This is a genomic window from Pseudomonas graminis, assembly GCF_900111735.1.
GTDB classification, from domain to species: domain Bacteria; phylum Pseudomonadota; class Gammaproteobacteria; order Pseudomonadales; family Pseudomonadaceae; genus Aquipseudomonas; species Aquipseudomonas graminis.
Window position 1 is genome coordinate 61,762 of sequence record NZ_FOHW01000023.1, and the last position, 20,429, is coordinate 82,190.

Genomic DNA, 20,429 nt, shown 5'->3' on the forward strand with positions numbered 1-20,429 from the left:
ACCGTTCATTCGGCGGCGCCGCTTGCGTCAGCCTGCTGCGGATCAGCGAGGATCGACTGAATCCACCCGCCCATCCACCGGGTCCGGCGGCACGTCGCCGTCCTGACTGGTGTCGATGCTGACCACCACCGACATCCCCGGGCGCAGTCGGTCCACGTCGTGCTGGTCGTCGTCGATGGTGATACGGACCGGGATACGCTGGGCGATCTTGACGAAATTGCCGGTGGCGTTGTCGGCAGGCAGCAAGCTGAACTCGGAACCCGCCGCAGGGGAGATGCGCTGCACCCGGCCACGCATCTTCAGGTTTTCCAGGGCATCGACGGTGAAACTTACCGGCTGGCCCAGGCGCACGTTGGCCATCTGGGTTTCTTTCATGTTGGCGATGATCCAGCGAGGACGCGGCACCAGCGCCATCAACTGCGCGCCGGAATTGACATACGCCCCCAGGCGCACCCCGACCTGCCCCAACTGCCCGTCCCGAGGCGCGATGATGCGCGTATTGGTCAGATCGATCCGCGCCAGTTCGATGGCGGCCTCGGCGTTCTTCACCGAGGCTTCCAGCGAGCCGCGATTGACGATCACCGTTTGCAGGTCCTGACGGGAAATCTCCAACGCCGCCCTGGCTTCGGCCAGCGCCGCTTGCGCCTGAGCATCCGCCGCACGGGTCACGTCGAATTCGCTTTTCGAGACTGAGCCATCAGTGACCAGTGCCTTCCCCCGACGAAGGTCGGCAGCGGCCTTGTCACTCTGCGCCTGGGCATTCGCAACAGCCGCTTGACGCTGAGCGATAGTGGCCTCTGCGCTGCGCCGTTGTTGCAGATTATTGGCCAGCGCAGCCTTCTGAACGCCCAACTGCGCAATGCCCTGGTCGAGATGCTGCTGGTAGATCCGGTCGTCGATGCGCACCAGCAAGTCGCCCTGCTTGACCCACTGAAAATCCTGCACCGGCACTTCGTAGACATAGCCACTCAATTGCGGGCCGATGATCGTGGTCTGCCCGCGAATCAGGGCGTTTTCCGTGCTTTCGATCGGGCTGCTGAACGGCGGCAGCTGCCATGCGTAGAGCACGATGAGGACACCCGCCAGGGCAATGCCACCGAACAGAATCGAGGACACCAGGCGTATGCGCGCCGAACGCGGTTGCGTGGTCGCCGGCATCACCGCCGGCGCGGGCGCAGCGCCACTCGCCTGTGACGGTGAAGCGCTGGCCGCAGAACCGCCTGAAGAGCTGCCTGAAGAGCTATCTGGAGGGTTGTCTGAAGGTTTACCGGGTTCTGTCATGAACGTTGAGCGCCAGAAGGTGTGAGAGGAGAAGCCGCAGGAGTCGCCGGAGTAAAAGGCGCGACCGGCTCGGTGGTGATCCAAAGCCAGGTGGCGCGGCTGGTGATCCAGATCATGGTCAGCACCGCGATGACCGCAATCAGCATGAATACGTCGTTGTAGGCCAGGGTGTTGGCTTCCCGCGTGGCGGCGGTCGCCAGCGAGCGAATGCCCAGACTGTTGCGCGCCGCCGGGTCGGCGATGGCGGAAATATACGCGCCGCTCGCAGTTTGCAGTCGCGACTGCACCTGAGCATCGATCAGCGTGACGTGCTCGACGATGTGCGCCGAATGGAATTTCTCGCGCCAGACCTGAAAGGTGCCCAGCAGCGCCGAGCCGATCAGGCTGCCGACGTTCTGGGTGATCCCGAACATCACCGAAAAACTGACCATGTTGCGCGGGTTGCTGATCACCCCGCTGATGCCCATCACGAGGGTCGGCCCCAGGAAAAACGTGCCACCGAACGCCAGCAGAAACTGGCTGAAATACATCTGCGGTTCACGGGTCAGACTGGTGGAAAAGCTGTCCATGCTCGAACCGATCGCCATCAATGCCAACGAGATAATCAAAGGCTTGAACAGATGCTGCGGGTCGATCGTCAGCGCGCTGACCGCCAGGCCCGCGACGCTGCCCAGCAGCATGAACAGGTACAGCGTGTGCAACTGCTCGGTGCCCTGATTCAGGCCCTGAAGAAAACCGACCGCGCCAGTGGATTGCTCTGACAGCACGATGCGCGTCAGCAGCACGCCGAAGGCGAAGCGGATCATCCGGCCACTGCCCAGCCAGCGAGTGATCAACAGCGGGCGGGTACGGTTGTGCTCGATGCACAGCCCGGCAAGGATCAGCACGATGGACGATGCCAGGGCGATGCCGATCCATGGCTCCTCAAGCCACCACTCGATTCGCCCCAGCGACAACGCCGCGCACAATGCCGCAAAGCCTGATGCGAGCAAGGCGAAGGTCAGGAAGTCGAGTTTTTCGAAGGCTTTGAAGCGATCGCCAGGCGGCAGTTTGAGAATCAGCACGCAACCCAGGGACAGCAGGCACATGCCGAGTTCGAACAGGTAAAGTCCGCGCCACTCGGCAATCTGCAGCAGGTCTTCGGACACCAGTCGCGCCAGCGGTGTCGCCAGCTGCGCCGTGCCGAGGCCCAGCACCAGCGCCTTCATCCGCCACTTCTGCGGGAAGGCCTGGATCATGTAATACAGACCCAGCGAACTCAGCGCCGCGCCGACCATGCCGTGGGCCGCCCGAACGGCAACCGCCGATTCGATATCGTTGACGAACAGGTGCGCGAAGGTCACCAGCGCGTAAAGCACCAGGAACACTTCGGTGAAGGCGCGCAAACCGAATTGCTGGCGAAACTTCACCAGCAGCAGGTTCATCGAAACGTTGGTCATGACATACGCAGCGGGCAGCCAGGCGATCTCGGCCTGGGTGGCGCCCAGGGCGCCTTGCAGGTATTGAAGGTTGGCGACCACCAGCGCATTGCCGAGCCCGCCGGTCAACGCCACGATCACGCCGACGATGGCATACGCCCAGCGCTTGGGCGTCGCGTGCAGGGGCGTCGACGGCGACCCCGGCAACGTCGGTCGCTCGTGGGGGGCCCAGTCGTGGGGTCTGTACTTGTCGTTCATTGAGCGGACCTGATGAATGCCTTGCAGTGCCACTGAGAAGCGATGGGGGCGGGGCTTCCAGGCGCTGCCCCCGTAAAAGCTAGCTGATTATTCTCAGCGGATCATTCTCAGCTGATCATTCTGAGCTCCCGCGCCTGTTCGAGAGTGACATCCACTGCGTGAATGCTCGCTTGCCGGTGTTTGAGCATTGCGCCGGTGCGGCCGTTGAACACTGCGTTGATCTCCGAAAGAATCGACAATGCCACGCTGTGCGGCGCGTCGCCGCCCAGGTCCAGACCGACCGGGTAATGCAGGCTGGCCCGGGCAGCGGCTTCGCGAGCCTGATCCGGCAACTCGTCGAGCAAACGCTCGGTGCGGCTGCGCGGCCCCAGTTGACCGATGTAGCGCGGCGTTGACTCGAGAACCTGCCCCAGCCAGTGCCGGTCCTGGGTCAGGCTGTGGGTCATCACCACCACGGCGGCGTCGGCGACCATCCCGTGCAATTCAGGCATTGGCTGCAGCGGCGCTGACAGCACCCGATCAGCCTCCGGAAAACGCTGGGGCCGGGCAAAGTGCGAGCGCGCATCGATCACCGTGATGTGCCAGCCCTGGAGCCGCGCCATGCTGACCAGCGGCATCGCGTCATGCCCGGCACCGAAGACCACCAGCCGGCGCGGCGCAGCGATGTATTCGAGCAGCACTTCAACGGCGCCGTCCGCGCTTTCGTAGGTTCGCGTGGCCGAGCGGCGAGCATCGAGCACCGTTTTCAGGTCCTCGGCAACGGCCGTCGCCAGCCAGCGTTCGCGCATCTCAATCTGCACCTGCCCGGATGAACGGATCGCCACCCGCTCGCCCAGCGCTATGTGCCGCTCGCTCTGCGTACCGATCACCGTCGCCAGTGCAGCGCCGGTGCCGCTGGCCTTGACCTCACGCAACACGCCCACCACCAGACTCGCGGCGTGCGGATCTATCCGTTCGAAGAGGATGTGCACCGTGCCGTTGCAGCCCAGGCCGAAGCTGAGCTCGGCGTCTTCGAGCTCGTCGTCGTCCTCGCCGGTGCTGTACGTGCGCATGGACGGCTTGCCATTGGCGGTCAGCCACCAGGCCTTCTTGCTGACGTCGCTTTCCAGGCATCCGCCGCTGACGGTGCCGGTGGCTTCGCCCATCGGCGCAATAATCATGCGCGCACCCGGACGCCGGTAAGCCGAGCCTTCGACCTTGACCACCGTGGCGATCACTACTTCCTGCTGCCCGGTCTGCGCTTCATCGAGCGCCCCCAGCAGACTGGATAGATCATTCATGCGCGTCCCCAAAAACCGGTTCATTCATCTGACGTGATTCACTGTTTAACCTGACACTTGATCTGCAATACCCTGCCCGCTCGGGCAAACATGCTGTTGTGCTGACTGTCAGTTGCCGCGCAGGTTCAGGTTTTGCCCGCAAGACGTGCGTCATGGGCAGCGCCACTGCGCGGAAAGGCCGGCAGGTTACCGCAGACAGACCGCCGACTGGCCATCGATCACCGACTGCGCGAATCCGCCCGCACCGGAGCTATACCGACGCTACACTCGCTGCGTGCCGTAGCCCCCTGCAAGACGCTGATGATTAAAGGCATCAGCGTACTCGTGGGCAGAGCTGCTCCTTCGTTTGGATATTTCGGTTGAACATTCCGGGCTTCACGAGCCTCAAACCCTGAATCGCCGTACCGCCTGGCTGCGTGGAATCACTCCACCGGGTCCACCGGGCATCGGCAACGCCGGAGAGCACCTGATGACGCGCCAACTACGCCAGCTTCGTGAAACATCCGCTACCCACACCCTGTGCCAGCGCTTTCAAAGTGTGCGGGAACGTACCGAATTTCTGGTCGAGCCACTGAGCGCCGAGGACATGGTGGTGCAGTCGATGCCCGACGCCAGCCCGGCCAAGTGGCACATGGCGCATACCACGTGGTTCTTCGAAACCTTTCTGCTGGCGCCTAACCTGCCGGGTTATGAAGCCTTCGATCCGACATTCGGCTACCTGTTCAATTCCTATTACGAAGCGGTCGGCCCGCGTCATCCCCGCCCCCAACGCGGGTTGATGACCCGGCCCAGCGTCGACCAGGTGCTGGCCTACCGCAGGCACGTCGACGAAAACATGACGACGCTGTTGATGACGCCGCTCAGCGACGAGATGACCAGCCTGATCGAGCTGGGTCTTGCCCACGAGGAGCAGCATCAGGAACTGCTTCTGATGGACATCCTCCATCTGTTCAGCCTGTCGTCCCTGAAACCTGCTTACAGCCCGCGCTGGCCGAAAGACCTGTCGGGCCGTCGCGGTCACTTCAAGCCGCTGAGCGCCGGCCTGACCGAGATCGGCCACGACGGCGGCGACTTTTCTTTCGACAACGAAGGCCCGCGCCACACCACATACCTGCAGTCCTTTGAGATCAGCGACCGGCTGGTGACCAATGGCGAGTGGCTGAGTTTTATTGCCGACGGCGGCTATCACACCGCTGCCTTGTGGCTGTCTGAAGGCTGGTCGCTGGTGCAGGAGAACGGCTGGAATTCGCCGATGTACTGGCAGCACGACGAGAACGGCTGGAAGCGCATGAGCCTGCGCGGCCTTGAGTCAATCGACCCATCGGCGCCAGTCACCCACATCAGTTATTACGAAGCCGCGGCATTCGCGCTCTGGGCCGATGCGCGCCTGCCCACCGAAGCCGAATGGGAAGCCGCCGCCCGGGCCGGTTTGCTGGAGCAAGTGGATGACGTGGCCTGGCAGTGGACGCAAAGTGCCTACAGCGCCTACCCCGGTTTCAAGCCATCGGTGGGTGCGGTGGGCGAGTACAACGGCAAATTCATGGTCAACCAGATGGTCCTGCGCGGCGGCGCCAGCGTCACGTCGCCCGACCATTGCCGGCTGACCTATCGCAACTTCTTCCATGCCGACAAACGCTGGATGGTCTCGGGCCTGCGCCTGGCCCGTGACAGCCGTCAGCCCGGCGTCGTTGACCCGAACGACAGCGAATTCGCCCGCGACGTGGTGGCCGGTCTTGGCGCTGCTCAGAAAACCCTGTCGCCCAAGTATTTTTACGATGCAGCGGGTTCCGACCTGTTCGAAGCCATCTGCGAAACGGCGGAGTACTATCCGACCCGCGCCGAAACGGGGCTGCTGAAAGGCATCGCCGGGCAGATCGCTGCCACCATTCCACCTGGCGCAGCGCTGGTGGAGTTCGGCAGCGGCGCCAGCGAGAAGACGCGTCTGGTGCTCGATGCCGCGCCGCACATCGCCGTGTATGTGCCGATCGATATCAGCGCAACCGCGCTGAACAAGGCCGCCCGGTCATTGCGCCAGCGCTACCCTTCGCTGATCGTCGCGCCCCAGGTCGACGACTTCACGCGGGTGCTCACGCTGCCTGAAGAAGCCGACGGCCACACCCGCGTGGGTTTCTTCCCGGGCTCCACCATCGGCAACTTCAGCCATGAGCAGGCCGTGGATTTCCTCCACAGCGCCCATGAGGTGCTGGGTGAAAACGCGCACTTCATCGTCGGTGTCGACATGGTCAAGGATGAGCAGACACTGGTGGCGGCTTACGATGACGCCGAAGGCGTGACCGCGCAGTTCAACAAGAACCTGCTGACCCGCATCAATCGCGAACTGAACGCCGACTTCGATGTGTCCGCCTTCGATCATCTGGCCGTGTGGAACGCCGAACAGGCCTGCATGGAAATGCACCTGGTCAGCCGCAAACAGCAAAGCGTCACCGTGGCCGGCCACACCTTCCGCTTCGCCGCCGGGGAACGGCTGCACACCGAGAACTCCCACAAGTTTACGGTTGAGTCGTTCACCGAACTGGCGGCGCGCGCGGGATGGACCGTCAGCGAATGCTGGATCAGCGACGCACCGGAAATGGCCTTGTTCAGTTTGCAGGCGTAATGACAGCGGCCTGCGGGCGGCTGTGGTACGGCAGGCATCGGTTCGCGCCTGTATTCAGGTCAGGCACGAACCTGTAGGAGCGCGCTTGCCCGCGAATGCGGTTTGCCTGTGACGAATCAATCGCCTGACACGCAGCGTTCGGCGATAGCAAGCCGGCTCCCAGAGACGTTGGTAAGCCAAAGATCGTGCGCCATGCCCAGATCCACTGTAGGAGTGAGCTTGCTCGCGAATGCGGTGTGTCAGCTCCGTTGATGCCACAGGTCTACCGCCATCGCGGTGTGTCATCCACCGTTGATGCCACTGATATACCGCCATCGCGGGCAAGCGCGCTCCTACACCGATCTATGTCAGGCGCGGGATGTCCGGCGTATGAAGATATCTGTAGGAGCGTGGCTTGTCCCGCGATCCGGCGAACAGCGGCAGTCACCCTGCTAACCCGTCGCCCGTCCTACAGTCCATATCTGTGCTTGGCAAACCTGGCAGGATTCTCCGGTGTCATTTGCAAAATGGCGCTGGTAGCATCCATTGGCACCCTCACGGATCCCGGCTGTTCATCCGGGTATTGAGTACAACAATAATCAACAGGGAGTCAGCGATGACGGCTCAGGTACTACCTGCCGAATACGCGGGCCAGCAATCAGCCTGCGACAGCATTCTGTCCGACGTACGCAATCACATTGGTCACCTCACCCTCAACCGCCCCCAGGGCCTCAACGCCATCGACCTGCACATGGTTCGTCAGCTGCAATTTCAGCTCGACGCCTGGGCAAAGGATGACAACGTTTACGCCGTGGTCCTGCGCGGGTCCGGCGAAAAGGCGTTCTGCGCCGGCGGCGACATCCGCTCGCTGTACGACAGTTTCAAAGCCGGCCGAACCGAGCACCTGGATTTCTTCGCCGAAGAATACGCACTGGACCTCACCCTCCATCATTACCGCAAGCCCGTTGTCGTCCTGATGGACGGCTTCGTGCTGGGCGGTGGCATGGGCCTGGCCCAGGGCGCGGACCTGCGCGTAGTCACTGAACGCAGCCGCCTGGCAATGCCGGAAGTGGCAATCGGTTATTTCCCCGACGTGGGCGGCAGCTACTTTCTGCCCCGGGTGCCCGGCGAACTGGGGATTTATCTGGGCCTCACCGGCGTGCAGATCCAGGCCGCCGATGCGCTGTATTGCGGGTTGGCGAACTGGTATCTCCACAGCACGCGCCTCGATGACCTCGACCTGCAGCTGGATAACCTGAAGTGGAGCCTCACGCCGCTCAAGGATGTGCAGGGCGCACTGGCGAAACTGGGCGTGCAGCACCTCCCTGCCCCGCCGCTGGCCAAGCTGCGGCCGGCCATCGATCATTTCTTTGCCCTGCCGGACGTCCCGAGCATCATCGAACAACTGCTGGAAGTGAGCGTCTACGACACCCATGCCTGGGCCATCGACACCGCTCACCTGATGCAGACCCGTTCACCACTGGCAATGGCGGTCACCCTGGAGCTGCTGCGTCTCGGCCGGCATCTGCCGATTGAGCGTTGCTTCGCCCTGGAGCTGCATCTGGACCGCCAGTGGTTTGAACGCGGAGACCTGATCGAGGGCGTACGCGCCTTGATCGTCGACAAAGACAAGAAACCGCAATGGAGCCCTTCCAGCGTGCAGGCTCTCGATGCCGAGCACGTGGCAAGCTTCTTCAGCGGTCATGAGGCGTGACCTATGCAAGATCTTGAACTGACCGAAGAACAAGTGATGATTCGTGACATGGCGCGGGACTTTGCGCGCAATGAAATCGCGCCCCATGCCCAGGCCTGGGAGAAAGCCGGCTGGATCGACGACGCGCTGGTGGCCAAGATGGGCGAGTTGGGCTTGCTCGGCATGATGGTCCCGGAGGAATGGGGCGGCAGCTACATCGACTACGTTGCCTACGCGCTGGCCGTCGAAGAAATCTCCGCCGCCGACGGCGCCGCCGGCACGCTGATGAGTGTGCACAGTTCAGTGGGCTGCGGGCCGGTGCTCAACTATGGCAGCGACGCGCAGAAACAACAGTGGCTGGAAAAACTCGCGAGTGGTCAGGCCATCGGTTGTTTCTGCCTGACCGAACCCCAGGCGGGCTCCGAAGCCCACAATCTGCGCACCCGTGCCGAACTGAAAGACGGCGAATGGGTGCTCAACGGCGCCAAGCAGTTCGTTAGTAACGGCAAGCGCGCGCAGTTGGCGATCGTCTTCGCGGTGACCGACCCTGAGCTGGGCAAGCGCGGCCTGTCAGCCTTTCTGGTGCCTACCGACAACCCCGGCTACAGCGTTGATCGGATGGAACACAAGATGGGTATCCGCGCCTCCGACACCTGCGCGGTGACCTTGAGCAACTGCCGGATTCCGGCGGAAAACCTGTTGGGTGAGCGCGGCAAGGGGCTGTCCATTGCCCTGTCCAACCTGGAAGGCGGGCGCATCGGCATTGCCGCCCAAGCCCTGGGCATCGCCCGCGCGGCGTTTGAGGCTGCGCTGGCCTATGCCCGCGAGCGTGTGCAGTTCGACAAGCCGATCATCGAGCATCAGAGCATCGCCAATCTGCTGGCCGACATGCACACCCGCATCAACGCCTCGCGGCTGCTGGTCTTGCACGCCGCGCGCCTGAGAACGGCCGGTAAACCCTGCCTGTCGGAAGCGTCCCAGGCCAAGCTGTTCGCCTCGGAAATGGCCGAATGGGTCTGCTCGAAGGCTGTGCAGATCCATGGCGGCTACGGCTATCTGGAAGATTACCCGGTGGAAAGGTATTACCGGGACGCGCGGATCACCCAGATCTATGAAGGGTCCAGCGAAATCCAGCGCCTGCTGATCGCCCGCGAACTGCGGCACTACGCACTGTAAGCCTGAACCAGTCGGCGCTGAGCCTTGCCAACGCTCAGCGCCTGCTGGTCAGCCCATCACTTAATGGCCCGGCACGACAAAGTTGTGCCGGCCCAGCCGCAGAATGAGCAAGGTCACCGAGTCAGCGTTCTTCATCAGCACCCGACTTCGTTTTGTCGCATCGTGCAGGAACTCATCCCGCGCCTCGTCCAGCGTCATGGATTTAGTAAGATCAAGCACCGCAGTGCACGCCTCACCGTCTTGCGAGTCCAGATCCGACCACTCACCATCTTTCATGTGCAAAAACAGGTCGTCCCTTTCGCTGAAGTGTGACAGCCCCTCACGTTGCAAACGCTCCAGGTCGGACTTGAACTTGATCGTGTTGGTACTGTTGGCCAGCAGCAGGTCCGGAAATGGCGCGTTGGTTTCCAGGTACGCAATGTCGTGGGTGCGCAGCACCAGGTGGGACAGTTCGTGGATGAGCACTGCCGAACGGTAGTGCGCAGGCATGTCGAAGCCTTGTGGGTCATTCGAGACCCTGTACGCCGGCACTTGAAAAAACCGCTCGGTCAGAAACAGGCGCTTCTTGGGGTCCGACTTGATGATGAACCCCAGCGTGCTCTCATGACCGGGACGAGTGGATCCGACGACAAACCGCGGCGATGAGTAGGGCGACAACGAGGCGTCCATCACTTCATCGAACAGTGCCTTGACCGCGCGCTCGGTCTCGATCAACAGATCCTGGCCGGGCGGGTTCACACCGAAAAAGTCACCCAGGATCTCAAGCACTCGAGGGTCGGGCGGCGTTCCCGGCGAATGTACGTTGAGATTGTCCAGGCAGTTTTCCAGGTAACGCTTGGCCTGAAGATGCGCCTGACCAATAGCCAGCGCTCTGTCCCGATACAACGTGCGGATTTCCTGCATCCCCGTCGCCTCAATGATCAAGGCATCTTCGGCGCTTCGCTGCGCACCCTCCGCGCGCATTCGGGTCACCAGCCCGCCTCCGCCCTTCAGGCCAATATCCAGTTGCCAGCGCTGACGACCATCAAGCCGCACAAGCGGGCCGGGCGTTCCGTCCTCGCCCACAATCATCCACTGCGCGTCTTCGCTGCGGCGCCGGATCTGGTAAACCGTGCCCCCAACCGCCGCGTAAAGCGTCTGGGTCTTGCTGTCGCGGTAAAGGCTCAGCAAGTCATCTCGCTTGAGGTCATTCAACGAAACATTGCGGGCTTCCAGGGCACGCAGCCGCTTCAACTGGTCGGCGGTCAGTGTCACGCCTGCCCACTCGAACGTTGTGGCCGACGACTCTTCGCCCGTCGCCGGCTCGCCTTCTACCAGGTCATCCTTGTCGGCCTGTTCCCTCGCCGTGACCATCACACCCAGCGCGGCGGAAAATTCGGAAATCGCCTCGCCCCAGCGGCGGCCCGAGGCTGACGCTGCCGAGGCTTGCAACAGGCTATGACTCTGCCAAAGCGCCACCATCGTGGCCAACTTGCCAGGCATTATGCTCAACACCTGTTCGAGGCCCAGCATGCCGAGAAACTTCAGCGATGCCTGATCGGCCTGGGCGCTGCTTACCGTGTTCGCGACTCCAAGGTCGACCAGCAGATTGACTGTGTCGGTCAGCAGAAACTGCAGGGCGTTGCCCTTCACCTCCGCCAGCGACACGGTCACCGGCCCCGGTGTGTGAGTGGGCACGTCACCGAAACTCTCGGCAGCGAACGGCAGGTGAGGCTCAATGAAACCACCGTGCTCATAGCGTTTTCGGACCTCTGGGTCCAGCCGCTCCAGCAGCATCCGCTGCAAGGCCTCGTCGCTGCGGATATCGGCCAGGAGTGCTGCCATGTCGGGGTATTCACGGAAAACGAATGCCGGATGAATGATCGCGTGCAGGATCACCGGCCCTCGGCCGGCCCCGCGTGGGCAGATCAGATACGCGCCTTTGACGGTATCGGGAGTCATGCCTTCGTCAGCGACCAATCGTAGAGGGCTGATGATCACAGGGGTCTCGCCCACTGGCTCACGAGCAATGCCGTCCGGCATCTCGACCACCCGTGAGATATACGCGTACGCCTCGGCGCTCAGGCCCCCTTCGAGTTTCTGCTGCATCGCCACCGCCTGCATCATCGGTGGCAATTGCTCGGCGTAGAGACGCGAACGCCTTGGCCAGTCGGGGTTCGCAGGGTTGAGCGCCTGACGCAGTAACACCATGAAGCCGGCGCCGACGTCCAGGTGCCGGGTCATGGTGCGCAGGTAATTGGCGGTCAGCAGACCGACCGCGTCCGGGTGCTCGTCGGAGGTCACCGTCAGGATGCCGTCCTGAATGTCGACAAAGCGATTGACCGCGTAATCAGTCAGCGATTCGCTGTTTACCAGGGTCGCAGCGGGGATGCCCGACGGTATCTGGCCCACCCCGGTAAGCGCCGGGACGTAGCGACGCAGGGTCACCGTGATGTGATCCGGGTCCCACTGGCGGTCGGGGAAGTCCTTGGCGAATTGCTCGATCAGCCGATCCCGCGAGTAATCCTTGAGGCTGGGAATGTCGAACAGGAAGCTCTCATTGCCACTGCTGACCACGTAATAACGACGCCAGATCTCGTTGTAGGTTTTCATATCGGCGACTGACGCCGATTTCAGCCATGGCGGCAACAACTCCTCGAACAGCGTGATATCGATGCGCATGGCCAGGTTGTCGAGCATGCGGATCAATGGCTCGTCGACTTCGGTCGATCTGGCCAGCTCGATAAACAGCTGTGCTTCGAAGCGACAGCGCGTGGCGCGTGCACACAGCTGCTGAAGGTTCTGCAGTTGTCGATCCAGGACCGATTGCTGCAGGGCTCTGACCGCGTGCCCGTCCACTCGATGCAGGTGCACGCGCATCGCTTGGGCGGGCCTGCGCGCCAGGTGATTGCGCAGCAGCAACTGATCGCGCTCGCTGAGCAGACTGAGCCAGCGTTCAGCGTGCGGTCCCCGGAGCGCGCCGAGGACGTGCTCATTCAGCACCTCGACCGACGCGAACTGCCGCCAGCCTCGCGGCCCGGTCCACAGCATCGCTCCCGCCGCCGCGTTCGCCGGTTGCCAGAGCACGAGCGCGTCGCTGATCGCTGCGCCGGGCGCGTTCTCGCACTCGATCGCCAGGGTAAACACTTCGGTGAAAGTGGCGCTGCTACCTGACCTCAGGGAGCGGATGGGCGAGTCGAGCACCTGACTGACCACGGCTACGGCCGGCGCGCTAAGCTCCGCCTTTCGTTGCCTCAATGCCAAGTCCAGGCGCAAGGCATCCTCGCGCAGGGTAAAGGCTGTCGCGACCGGTTGAAGCTGGCGGTTTCCGAGGCGCGCTTTGCCGATCTGCGATTGTTCGTAATGCTCGACGTAACGCGCGGCAAAATCCGTGGCCGCCCGCTCAATCAGCAAATTCACGAGTTCCATGTCAAAGTTCGCCGCAGGACTCTCGGGTGGCACTATGATCTGGGCCGTGTGAGGAAGGGGGTGACTGCGGTGACCGCTCACGCATTCCAGCAGCAACGACACCAGGTCGCTGGAGAAGACACGCAGGGTTTCACTCACCGCTACCGAGTTCAATGCCACATCTGACCCATCGGGCACCGATGGCTGCAACCAACGCAGCCGCACCTCTCGCGCCAGCAGCTGCGTGGGTGAAGCGACGCAGATGTAAGTCTGAAGAGCCGTTTCGGCGTAGCTCACCAGTGCGTTGTCCAATTCGCGCAAGTGCTCGGCGCCCGCGTCGGAGACCTGGGATTGCTCCAGCCATGACGGCGCGAGCTGACTGGCAAGGGGCGCACTGGTACGAGCCCTGTCGTAAGGGAAGGTTACGATCTCGTCGGGGCCGCTGACCGAGTCGACCAGAACCAGATCATCAGTTCCACTCTGCTCCCACGTCCGGCCGAAATTCAGCGGCACGTTCGACGTCCATCGCCCTACGCTGAAATGCTGCTGCCGCGGGTCGATCAACTGACGCACGTCCAGCGCATCGTCGAACATCGCCGACATCTTCTCGGCCTGTGTGCGCAAGCGGCAGACGTGCTGCAGATTACGCAGCTGCATCGTGAAGATTGATTCCACCCGCTCGACGACCAACGGCTCGGCGATGTCCTCAAGTATCAGCTCGAATCCGTCAGCCCGCAGAAGAAGTGACTGGTCCGCCAGATCCAGGCTGGCGCTCAGGATATCGCCGCCTTCCGGGGTTGAGCAGAAGGCAGTTAGCGCCGAGAGACTCTCGAACTGCTTGAGCTCGTGATCCGGTGAGAACCAGAAAAGCGGCCCTTGTCCGGTCGGCCCCACGTCCAGAACGAACGTGCCGGCCAGGGTTCTTTGTGTGCCATCCCCCCACTGCAGGACGATCCGCTTGCCGGGCAGATCCGTATCGATTGCCCTGGTTGCCGCCCGATCCGCAGGCATCATGGCCTGGTACTGCGCCTCTGAAAGTGTGCCGTCCTGGACCCTGCTGTACAGCTCGTGTGAAAGGCTGGTCCTGTAGCTTTCGATGGCGATCTCGCAGAATGGACGACCGTGCGCCGGGTCTTTCCAAAACCGCTCCAGCGAGTGCGAATAGTGCACGGGCAACTCGGTGACGGCATCGCTTAGAGCCCGCGCCATATGGACGGCATCCTGCTCGCCGACCAACCGGCCCTGCGCATCCAGAAACTGCCGCCTTACGCCGGGTAATTGGCGGAAGTCGCAAAAATCTTCGAACGCCGTCTGCGCAAGGGTTTGCGTGACCAGCACGCGTTGCTCGTCGGCGCCCGAAGCGGGCTGCACGATGCGCATCAAGTGCGTGGCCGGATCCACGCGGAGCGGCGGCGACAAGCGGCGCAACTGGACCGCCAGCGTGTCGGACAACACGGCGAACAGCGTCGGCGTCATTCTGAGACGCGCTGTGAGCTGTCGAGTCGAGGCGGCCTGAAACTCAACGATAGCCCGCATCTGGGCCGAGAACGCATCACCGTCGACCTTTTCGTATTCGAAACCCGTCGCTGCATTGCCGCCCGCAAATCGCGCAAACAGCCCCGTCAGCAGCGATTGACGATCACCGAACACGGCGAGACCGTCGGCGAGCGTGAGCAGGTACATTCTCGAGTCAGCCGTCTCGGAATGGCTGAATAACAATGCCGCCGACACCTCAAGGGAGGTGGGCAAAGCGTCGTTGAGCACCAGACGATCAACCCGCACCGGGTCAGGGTCGGCCGCTGCACCATGGTCGGGCGGCGTGAGCGTCAGCTTTCTGAGCCACGCCACCTCTTCAGGCTTCAGTCGACCGGCGTCGGTCGCCCGATCAAGTTCATGAATGAAGCGCTGCCTGAGGGACGCGCTGTGGAAATAAAGGGGAGTAACCGTGGACATTGCCGCTCCTTGAGCAAAACGCCCATGCCCGGCGGTCAGCCGGGCATGGGCAGGAATGCAAGAAGCGTAGGGAATAACCGCGGGGCATCTGCGTTACATAATGCTGTACACGGCGACGGAAATTCAGGCTTAACTGGCGAAGACGCGTCGCATCGGCGTCTCCCGCCCTCCCCCTTAAACCTTCAGCGTGCGCGCCACATGGCCGGCAAAGGCATCAATGATGTTCTGCAGGAATGGGCGCGTCTTCTCGTTCAGCTTGCCGTGTTCGTCAAAGAAGGTGCCCGCGTTGCCCAGGTACGCTTCCGGTTGCTGCATGCACAGCACGTCGAGGAACACGAAGCACTGGCGCAAATGCTGGTTGGCGCCAAAACCACCGATCGCCCCCGGCGACGCACTGACCACCGCCGCAGGTTTTGCACTGCCCCACGCGCTTTTGCCGTAGGGGCGCGAGCCAACGTCGATGGCGTTTTTCAGTGCGCCCGGCACCGAGCGGTTGTATTCAGGGGTGACAAACAGAAACCCGTCGGCACCCTTCAGGGCCTCACGGAAGGAGGTGTAGGCGGCAGGCGGCGAATCTGCGTCGATGTCTTCGTTATACAACGGCAGGTCGCCGATTTCGACGATGCTCAGCTTCAGGCTGGACGGCGCCAGCTCAGCCAGTGCGTGGGCCACTTTGCGGTTGATGGAGTCTTTCCTCAAGCTGCCGACGATGACTGCAATCGAATGAACCTGGCTCATGAAACGGACCTTCTGCTATGGGAGGAGACAACAGTTATAGATGAAACATGTGCGACATTCTGTGTTGTTTTTCCGTTGCTAATCATCGAAAGGTTCGATGCTGTTGCGTGGGTCATCGGCTCATGCGTGGCGCGGGCCACGCTACCGTCGGTCGTGACTATTTTTCCGAGGGCCGAAAACTCCCCCTCAAAAAGGCGGTCTGACTGCCTTAGGCGGATAAGGTCCTCATAGATATTTGGGAATTACCTTACAAGCGGACACGGTTTATTCACTCGCGGTGTTAGGATGCGAGCGAAAACGAGCAGTTATTTCCAGAGGTTACAAAGCAAATGGCTTCAGTTCTAGTTGGGCAATTTCATGCGAGGGATGCGGAGGGACGCGTTTACTCGGTGCATGAATTCCGTGAATCACAGCCTGACGAGGCTGATGGCAAGGAGCCCGTTTCCACTTATCGCCTGGCCATTGGCGACCGCGTCAAGCATTTGGGCGGAGAGGAATTCGAGTTGATTCAGGGCAAGGTCAAGCTCCTGCGAGAGCACTGAAACACCACTGCAAGCCCACCTCTTTCTACGCAGGCCGCTCACTTCGCGCGGCCACGGCTCAGGTCAGACGGGCTTGCAGCTTCACTCGATGCCCGGCGCGTCGAACAGCAGATACCAGAAAATCGCCGCCTCTTGCGTCAACGGATCTATCGCGCGATAACGCAGATGATCCACCCCTCCGACCACAAACCCGTAGCGCTCATATAACCGGCACGCCTCCAGATTATTGTTCTGGGTCTCCAGGGTGATGCCCGGCAGACCACGCTTGCGGCTCCAGAACTGCGCCACGTCCAGCAGCTTTTGCGCCACGCCATTGCGCCGCGCCCCGGCGTCGACCGCCAGTTCATCGATGTGAGCGAATCCGTTCCAGTGGTGACTGACCACCACGTGCCCGACCGGCTGCTCATCGAGCCAGGCCACCAGCACGGTGCTGTCGGCGGCGTCCCGATAATTGCAGAACTCCTCGGAATCGATGCCGTAGTTTTTCAGGTAAGGCTCGACCGCATCGACGTGCCAGTGCGACACGGGCTCGCCAATCTGCACCCGGGCATAGCCGGTGACCGTGAAGGTGAATTCGCTGTTGAGGATGTAATCTTCGAAGCACTCGTCAGCGACGCGAATGCTGAAAGTCGGGCTGAACGTGTTCACCATGGGCCTCCTGCACGATTACCGGGATCGACATCACCTTCTATGAAGGCCGCTGCCGCCTTCAGGCTTCCGCCTGGGCCTGCGCTTCGAGCAACTGGGTCCACAGGGCCGGGGCACCGGCGGATTTGGCGATCACGGCCAGGCGCGCTTCGTGCTCCGCCAGCTCGGACTCGCTGGCGACGATGATGCGGCCTGGTGTTCGGTTGGCGATCCGGCGGATCTCGGAAGGACGGTCGGCACCGCCCTCGCCATCGTTGTTGCCCGCCAGCGACAGAGTCGTCTGGCCACCGGTCATCGCCAGATAGACTTCGGCGAGAATCTCGGAGTCGAGCAAGGCGCCGTGCAATTCGCGGCCGGAGTTGTCGACGTCGTAGCGTTTGCACAGCGCGTCGAGGCTGTTGCGCTGGCCCGGATGACGTTCCCGGGCCATGGCCAGGGTGTCGAGGATCGTGCAGTGATCGCTGATGTTGGCGCGATCGTGCTGGCCGATCAAAGCGAATTCGTTGTTCAGGAAGCCCACGTCGAACGCGGCGTTGTGGATGATCAGCTGAGCACCTTTGACGAACTCGAAGAATTCGTCGGCGACTTCAGCGAAACGCGGTTTGCCGATCAGGAACTGGTCGGTGATGCCGTGAACGCCGATGGCGCCCTCGTCACTCTCCCGGTCCGGTTGCAGGTAAACGTGGAAATGCCGTCCGGTCAGCCGCCGGCCGATCAGCTCGACGCAGCCGATTTCAATAACCCGATGGCCGTCGGTGACGGGCATACCGGTGGTCTCGGTATCGAGGACAACCCTTCGTTCAGTGATGATGTTTTGTACAGTCATTGCCTACCGCCTCAGCTTCAGGCGCGGATATTAGCATGGGGATTTTGGGATGTGCGCGCGCGGCTATCGCCTTATGGCGACCCGCGCACGCTGGTGCTGCAGGAGCCGGCTTGCTGGCGAACGCGTTGTGTCAGGGATGAGGATGTCGGCTGAACGCATGCATTCGCCAGCAAGCCGGCTCCTGCAGTGCTCATCATCAGCGTCACCGCGACAGTGCCTTGATCAAGCGTGCTTGATGCCGCGCACTTCATCCACGCCGCGGTTGGCCAACTGGTCGGCGCGTTCGTTGCCAGGATGGCCGATGTGCCCGCGCACCCACTTCCAGCTCACGTTGTGCCGGCTGACCTGCTCGTCCAGCTGCCGCCAGAGATCGGCGTTTTTGACCGGTTCCTTGGCCGCTGTCTTCCAGCCGCGCTTCTTCCAGTTGACCATCCACTCGGTGATGCCTTTCATCACGTACTGTGAGTCGGTCACCAGAACCACTTCACACGGCCGCTTCAGTTCTTCCAGCCCGCGAATGGCGCCCAGCAGTTCCATGCGGTTGTTGGTGGTGTTGGCTTCACCGCCCCAGAGTTCTTTTTCGACGCCTTTGCACACCAGCAATGCACCCCAGCCGCCGGGACCCGGGTTGCCCTTGCAGGCGCCATCGGTGAAGAGTTCTACGGTATCGCTCATTACGATGTTTCCAGAAATTGAGAAAGCGTGGCGTCAGCCGGTGAATCAAGGCTCGGGCGTGCGCCGATTGACCTTGGCCATCGGCAGCGGCAGCAGTTTGCCCATCGGCTCGCGGCGCGGCATGCGCACGGGCCGCAGCCCCACACTCATCTTGCGCGCAATCAATAGATAGAAGCCGCCGCCGGGACTTTGCCAGCCATCGCCGAGACGTTCCATTCCGGCCAGACGAGCCTGCCACTTGGGCGAAGCGAGCGGCGGACGATAGCACCCGAAGCGGCGTTTCTCCAGCGCGAAGCCCAGCAGGTTGAGCCAGTCGCCGACCCGAGAAGGCGAGATGCAGCGGGCTTTGCGCAGGGCGTCGTTGGCGAAAAAATGCCGAATGCCCCAGGTGCTCCAGGGATTGATCCCGACGATCACCAAATGCCCGCCGGGACGCACGCTGCTGGCGGCTTCGCGCAACAGGCCGTGTGGGGACAGACAGAAATCCAGGCCGTGCTGCATGACCACCACGTCGGCGGCGTGCTCGCTCAGGGGCCAGGCCTGCTCTTCGCAGACGATCTCGACACCCGGCAACGGCGCGCCCAGTCGCACGTTGCGCTGCACTTGCTTCGCCGCCGGCGGCGTTTGTGCCGACGGGCCGTAATGCACCAGATACCCGCCGAAAAAACGCTCGAGTTCCTGTTCCAGCACGCGGCTTTCTTCTCCCAGCAACAACTGCCCCAGGGGCCCGGACAGCCAGTCGCGGGCGGCGCTGATCAGCTCAAGCCACTCGGGATCGGCCTGGGCGAACGCTTCATCGGTCATTTCCGGTCTCCATGAGAGGGTCATTGCGATAGAGACTCGCCTCGAGTCTGTTCAGACCCTAAGATGCTTCTCTATGTTTCCAGCCAAGCGAACCGAGCCATGATACAGGTCGATGCCCTGCCCGCTTTCAGCGATAACTACATCTGGTTGTTACAAGACAATGCCGTCAAACGCTGCGCCGTGGTTGACCCGGGTGATGCCGCTCCGGTCATTGCCTGGCTTGAGCGCAACCCTGACTGGTGCCTGACCGACATTCTCATCACCCATCACCACGCCGACCACACCGGCGGCGTCGCGCAACTGAAAACGCTGACAGGTGCCAAGGTCTACGGCCCGGCCAGCGAGAACATTCCGGCGCGGGACGTGGCCCTGTCCGATAACGATGAACTCACCGTACTCGGCCTGACATTTGCCGTCCATGCAGTCCCCGGCCACACCCTGGGCCACATCGCCTTTTACCATGCCGATGCGCAACAGCCACTGCTGTTCTGCGGCGACACGCTGTTCGCCGCCGGTTGCGGGCGTTTGTTCGAAGGCACGCCGCAGCAGATGCATCACTCCCTGAGCCGGCTCGCCGATCTGCCCGAAAGCACCCTCGTCTACTGCGCCCACGAATACACACTGAGCAACCTGCGCTTTGCCGTGGCGGTCGAGCCGGAGAATGCCGACGTGCTGCAGCGCTTCGAGCAAGTGACGCAATGGCGCGCGCAAAACCGCATCAGCGTGCCGTCGACGCTGGCACTGGAGCGCAAGACGAATCCGTTTCTGCGAGCCGCCGTCATCTCCGTGAAACAAAAAGCAGACGAACGGAGCGGAACCCACAACGCATCGCCCACAGAGGTCTTTGCCGTGCTGCGGGCATGGAAAGATAAGTTCTAAACAGGCTGCGAATCGGCACGGAAATTCTGAAAGGTTGACCGTTCACCAGCCACTTTCTAGAATCGCCCGACATTTTCGCCTGGAACTATCCCCCAGCCAATGTCGTCATCTATACGCAAAACCTTCAATTCCGACACATTGACTCGGTTGGCCCAGGCAATCGCAGTGGTCGCGAGCGCGACACTGGCAGGCTGCCAGAGCACCGGCAGCCTCGAATCCGGGAACGGTTCCAGTGCCGCCCATCCCGTCGCCAGCACTAAACCAAAACCTGTTTA

The 20,429-nt window shown here is 62.1% G+C and carries 15 protein-coding genes and 1 pseudogene; 7 read left to right on the top strand and 9 right to left on the bottom strand.

Going from position 1 to position 20,429, the window contains the following annotated elements:
* Positions 1-42 precede the first annotated feature (42 nt).
* Positions 43-1,158, bottom strand: a complete 1,116-nt coding sequence (locus BMY98_RS17255; protein WP_139214524.1) for an HlyD family secretion protein — start codon at positions 1,156-1,158, stop codon at positions 43-45.
* On the opposite strand from BMY98_RS17255, the gene BMY98_RS27675 reads away from it, so the two are divergent.
* Entirely contained in the window at positions 1,124-1,306 is a 183-nt protein-coding gene (locus BMY98_RS27675) for a hypothetical protein (protein ID WP_245760088.1), read from the top strand. The genes BMY98_RS17255 and BMY98_RS27675 overlap by 35 nt on opposite strands.
* Here the strand turns inward: BMY98_RS27675 and BMY98_RS17260 are convergent.
* Positions 1,278-2,957: an MFS transporter gene (locus BMY98_RS17260; protein ID WP_074891233.1), complete on the bottom strand. Its 1,680-nt coding sequence runs from the start codon at positions 2,955-2,957 to the stop codon at positions 1,278-1,280. The two genes, BMY98_RS27675 and BMY98_RS17260, sit on opposite strands and share 29 nt — an antisense overlap.
* Positions 2,958-3,064: 107 nt before the next feature.
* A complete protein-coding gene (locus tag BMY98_RS17265) occupies positions 3,065-4,237 on the bottom strand; it encodes an XdhC family protein (RefSeq protein WP_074891184.1) in 1,173 nt (390 codons plus the stop codon).
* Between the two features lie 469 nt (positions 4,238-4,706).
* Between BMY98_RS17265 and egtB the strand changes: the two genes are divergently transcribed.
* The 3 genes from egtB (at position 4,707) to BMY98_RS17280 (ending at position 9,702) form a co-directional block, all read left to right on the top strand.
* A complete protein-coding gene (gene egtB / locus BMY98_RS17270) occupies positions 4,707-6,854 on the top strand; it encodes an ergothioneine biosynthesis protein EgtB (RefSeq protein WP_074891186.1) in 2,148 nt (715 codons plus the stop codon).
* A gap of 595 nt (positions 6,855-7,449) precedes the next feature.
* Positions 7,450-8,547: an enoyl-CoA hydratase/isomerase family protein gene (locus BMY98_RS17275; RefSeq protein ID WP_074891187.1), complete on the top strand. Its 1,098-nt coding sequence runs from the start codon at positions 7,450-7,452 to the stop codon at positions 8,545-8,547.
* A 3-nt stretch (positions 8,548-8,550) separates the two neighbouring features.
* The gene (locus BMY98_RS17280) at positions 8,551-9,702 is read left to right on the top strand and encodes an acyl-CoA dehydrogenase family protein (protein WP_074891189.1); all 1,152 of its coding nucleotides are present in this window, start codon (positions 8,551-8,553) and stop codon (positions 9,700-9,702) included.
* Positions 9,703-9,762: 60 nt separating this feature from the next.
* Here the strand turns inward: BMY98_RS17280 and BMY98_RS17285 are convergent, their stop codons facing one another.
* Both BMY98_RS17285 and BMY98_RS17290 read right to left on the bottom strand, forming a co-directional pair.
* Positions 9,763-15,042 (bottom strand): dermonecrotic toxin domain-containing protein, encoded by a 5,280-nt coding sequence (locus BMY98_RS17285; protein ID WP_074891191.1) that lies wholly within the window; start codon positions 15,040-15,042, stop codon positions 9,763-9,765.
* Positions 15,043-15,216: 174 nt separating this feature from the next.
* Positions 15,217-15,780: an NADPH-dependent FMN reductase gene (locus BMY98_RS17290; protein ID WP_074891193.1), complete on the bottom strand. Its 564-nt coding sequence runs from the start codon at positions 15,778-15,780 to the stop codon at positions 15,217-15,219.
* Positions 15,781-16,109: 329 nt separating this feature from the next.
* On the opposite strand from BMY98_RS17290, the gene BMY98_RS17295 reads away from it, so the two are divergent.
* Positions 16,110-16,322: a hypothetical protein gene (locus tag BMY98_RS17295; RefSeq protein ID WP_074891195.1), complete on the top strand. Its 213-nt coding sequence runs from the start codon at positions 16,110-16,112 to the stop codon at positions 16,320-16,322.
* Positions 16,323-16,403: 81 nt separating this feature from the next.
* Here the strand turns inward: BMY98_RS17295 and BMY98_RS17300 are convergent, their stop codons facing one another.
* The 4 genes from BMY98_RS17300 to BMY98_RS17315 form a co-directional block, all read right to left on the bottom strand.
* The gene (locus tag BMY98_RS17300; RefSeq protein WP_074891197.1) at positions 16,404-16,973 is read right to left on the bottom strand and encodes a GNAT family N-acetyltransferase; all 570 of its coding nucleotides are present in this window, start codon (positions 16,971-16,973) and stop codon (positions 16,404-16,406) included.
* Positions 16,974-17,031: 58 nt separating this feature from the next.
* The gene (dnaQ, locus tag BMY98_RS17305; protein ID WP_139214525.1) at positions 17,032-17,778 is read right to left on the bottom strand and encodes a DNA polymerase III subunit epsilon; all 747 of its coding nucleotides are present in this window, start codon (positions 17,776-17,778) and stop codon (positions 17,032-17,034) included.
* Between the two features lie 240 nt (positions 17,779-18,018).
* Positions 18,019-18,471: a ribonuclease HI gene (gene rnhA / locus BMY98_RS17310; protein WP_074891201.1), complete on the bottom strand. Its 453-nt coding sequence runs from the start codon at positions 18,469-18,471 to the stop codon at positions 18,019-18,021.
* Positions 18,472-18,516: 45 nt separating this feature from the next.
* Positions 18,517-19,275 (bottom strand): class I SAM-dependent methyltransferase, encoded by a 759-nt coding sequence (locus tag BMY98_RS17315; RefSeq protein ID WP_074891203.1) that lies wholly within the window; start codon positions 19,273-19,275, stop codon positions 18,517-18,519.
* Between the two features lie 99 nt (positions 19,276-19,374).
* Here BMY98_RS17315 and gloB point away from each other — a divergent pair, with 99 nt between their 5' ends.
* On the top strand, positions 19,375-20,154 hold the full coding sequence (gene gloB / locus BMY98_RS17320) for a hydroxyacylglutathione hydrolase (RefSeq protein ID WP_074891205.1): 780 nt from the start codon (positions 19,375-19,377) through the stop codon (positions 20,152-20,154).
* A 99-nt stretch (positions 20,155-20,253) separates the two neighbouring features.
* Positions 20,254-20,307 (top strand): annotated as a pseudogene (locus tag BMY98_RS28155) (lytic transglycosylase domain-containing protein); the annotation flags it as partial.
* Positions 20,308-20,429 lie beyond the last annotated feature (122 nt).

Excerpts from the sequence above, each read along its gene's own strand:
- BMY98_RS17285 (WP_074891191.1), bottom strand. The coding sequence starts at position 15,042 with ATGTCCACGGTTACTCCCCTTTATTTCCACAGCGCGTCCCTCAGGCAG.
- egtB (WP_074891186.1), top strand. The coding sequence starts at position 4,707 with ATGACGCGCCAACTACGCCAGCTTCGTGAAACATCCGCTACCCACACC.
- BMY98_RS27675 (WP_245760088.1), top strand. The coding sequence starts at position 1,124 with ATGCGCGCCGAACGCGGTTGCGTGGTCGCCGGCATCACCGCCGGCGCG.
- BMY98_RS17315 (WP_074891203.1), bottom strand. The coding sequence starts at position 19,275 with ATGACCGATGAAGCGTTCGCCCAGGCCGATCCCGAGTGGCTTGAGCTG.
- BMY98_RS17260 (WP_074891233.1), bottom strand. The coding sequence starts at position 2,957 with ATGAACGACAAGTACAGACCCCACGACTGGGCCCCCCACGAGCGACCG.
- rnhA (WP_074891201.1), bottom strand. The coding sequence starts at position 18,471 with ATGAGCGATACCGTAGAACTCTTCACCGATGGCGCCTGCAAGGGCAAC.
- BMY98_RS17295 (WP_074891195.1), top strand. The coding sequence starts at position 16,110 with ATGGCTTCAGTTCTAGTTGGGCAATTTCATGCGAGGGATGCGGAGGGA.
- BMY98_RS17255 (WP_139214524.1), bottom strand. The coding sequence starts at position 1,158 with ATGCCGGCGACCACGCAACCGCGTTCGGCGCGCATACGCCTGGTGTCC.
- BMY98_RS17300 (WP_074891197.1), bottom strand. The coding sequence starts at position 16,973 with ATGGTGAACACGTTCAGCCCGACTTTCAGCATTCGCGTCGCTGACGAG.
- BMY98_RS17290 (WP_074891193.1), bottom strand. The coding sequence starts at position 15,780 with ATGAGCCAGGTTCATTCGATTGCAGTCATCGTCGGCAGCTTGAGGAAA.
- BMY98_RS17280 (WP_074891189.1), top strand. The coding sequence starts at position 8,551 with ATGCAAGATCTTGAACTGACCGAAGAACAAGTGATGATTCGTGACATG.
- BMY98_RS17275 (WP_074891187.1), top strand. The coding sequence starts at position 7,450 with ATGACGGCTCAGGTACTACCTGCCGAATACGCGGGCCAGCAATCAGCC.
- BMY98_RS17265 (WP_074891184.1), bottom strand. The coding sequence starts at position 4,237 with ATGAATGATCTATCCAGTCTGCTGGGGGCGCTCGATGAAGCGCAGACC.
- gloB (WP_074891205.1), top strand. The coding sequence starts at position 19,375 with ATGATACAGGTCGATGCCCTGCCCGCTTTCAGCGATAACTACATCTGG.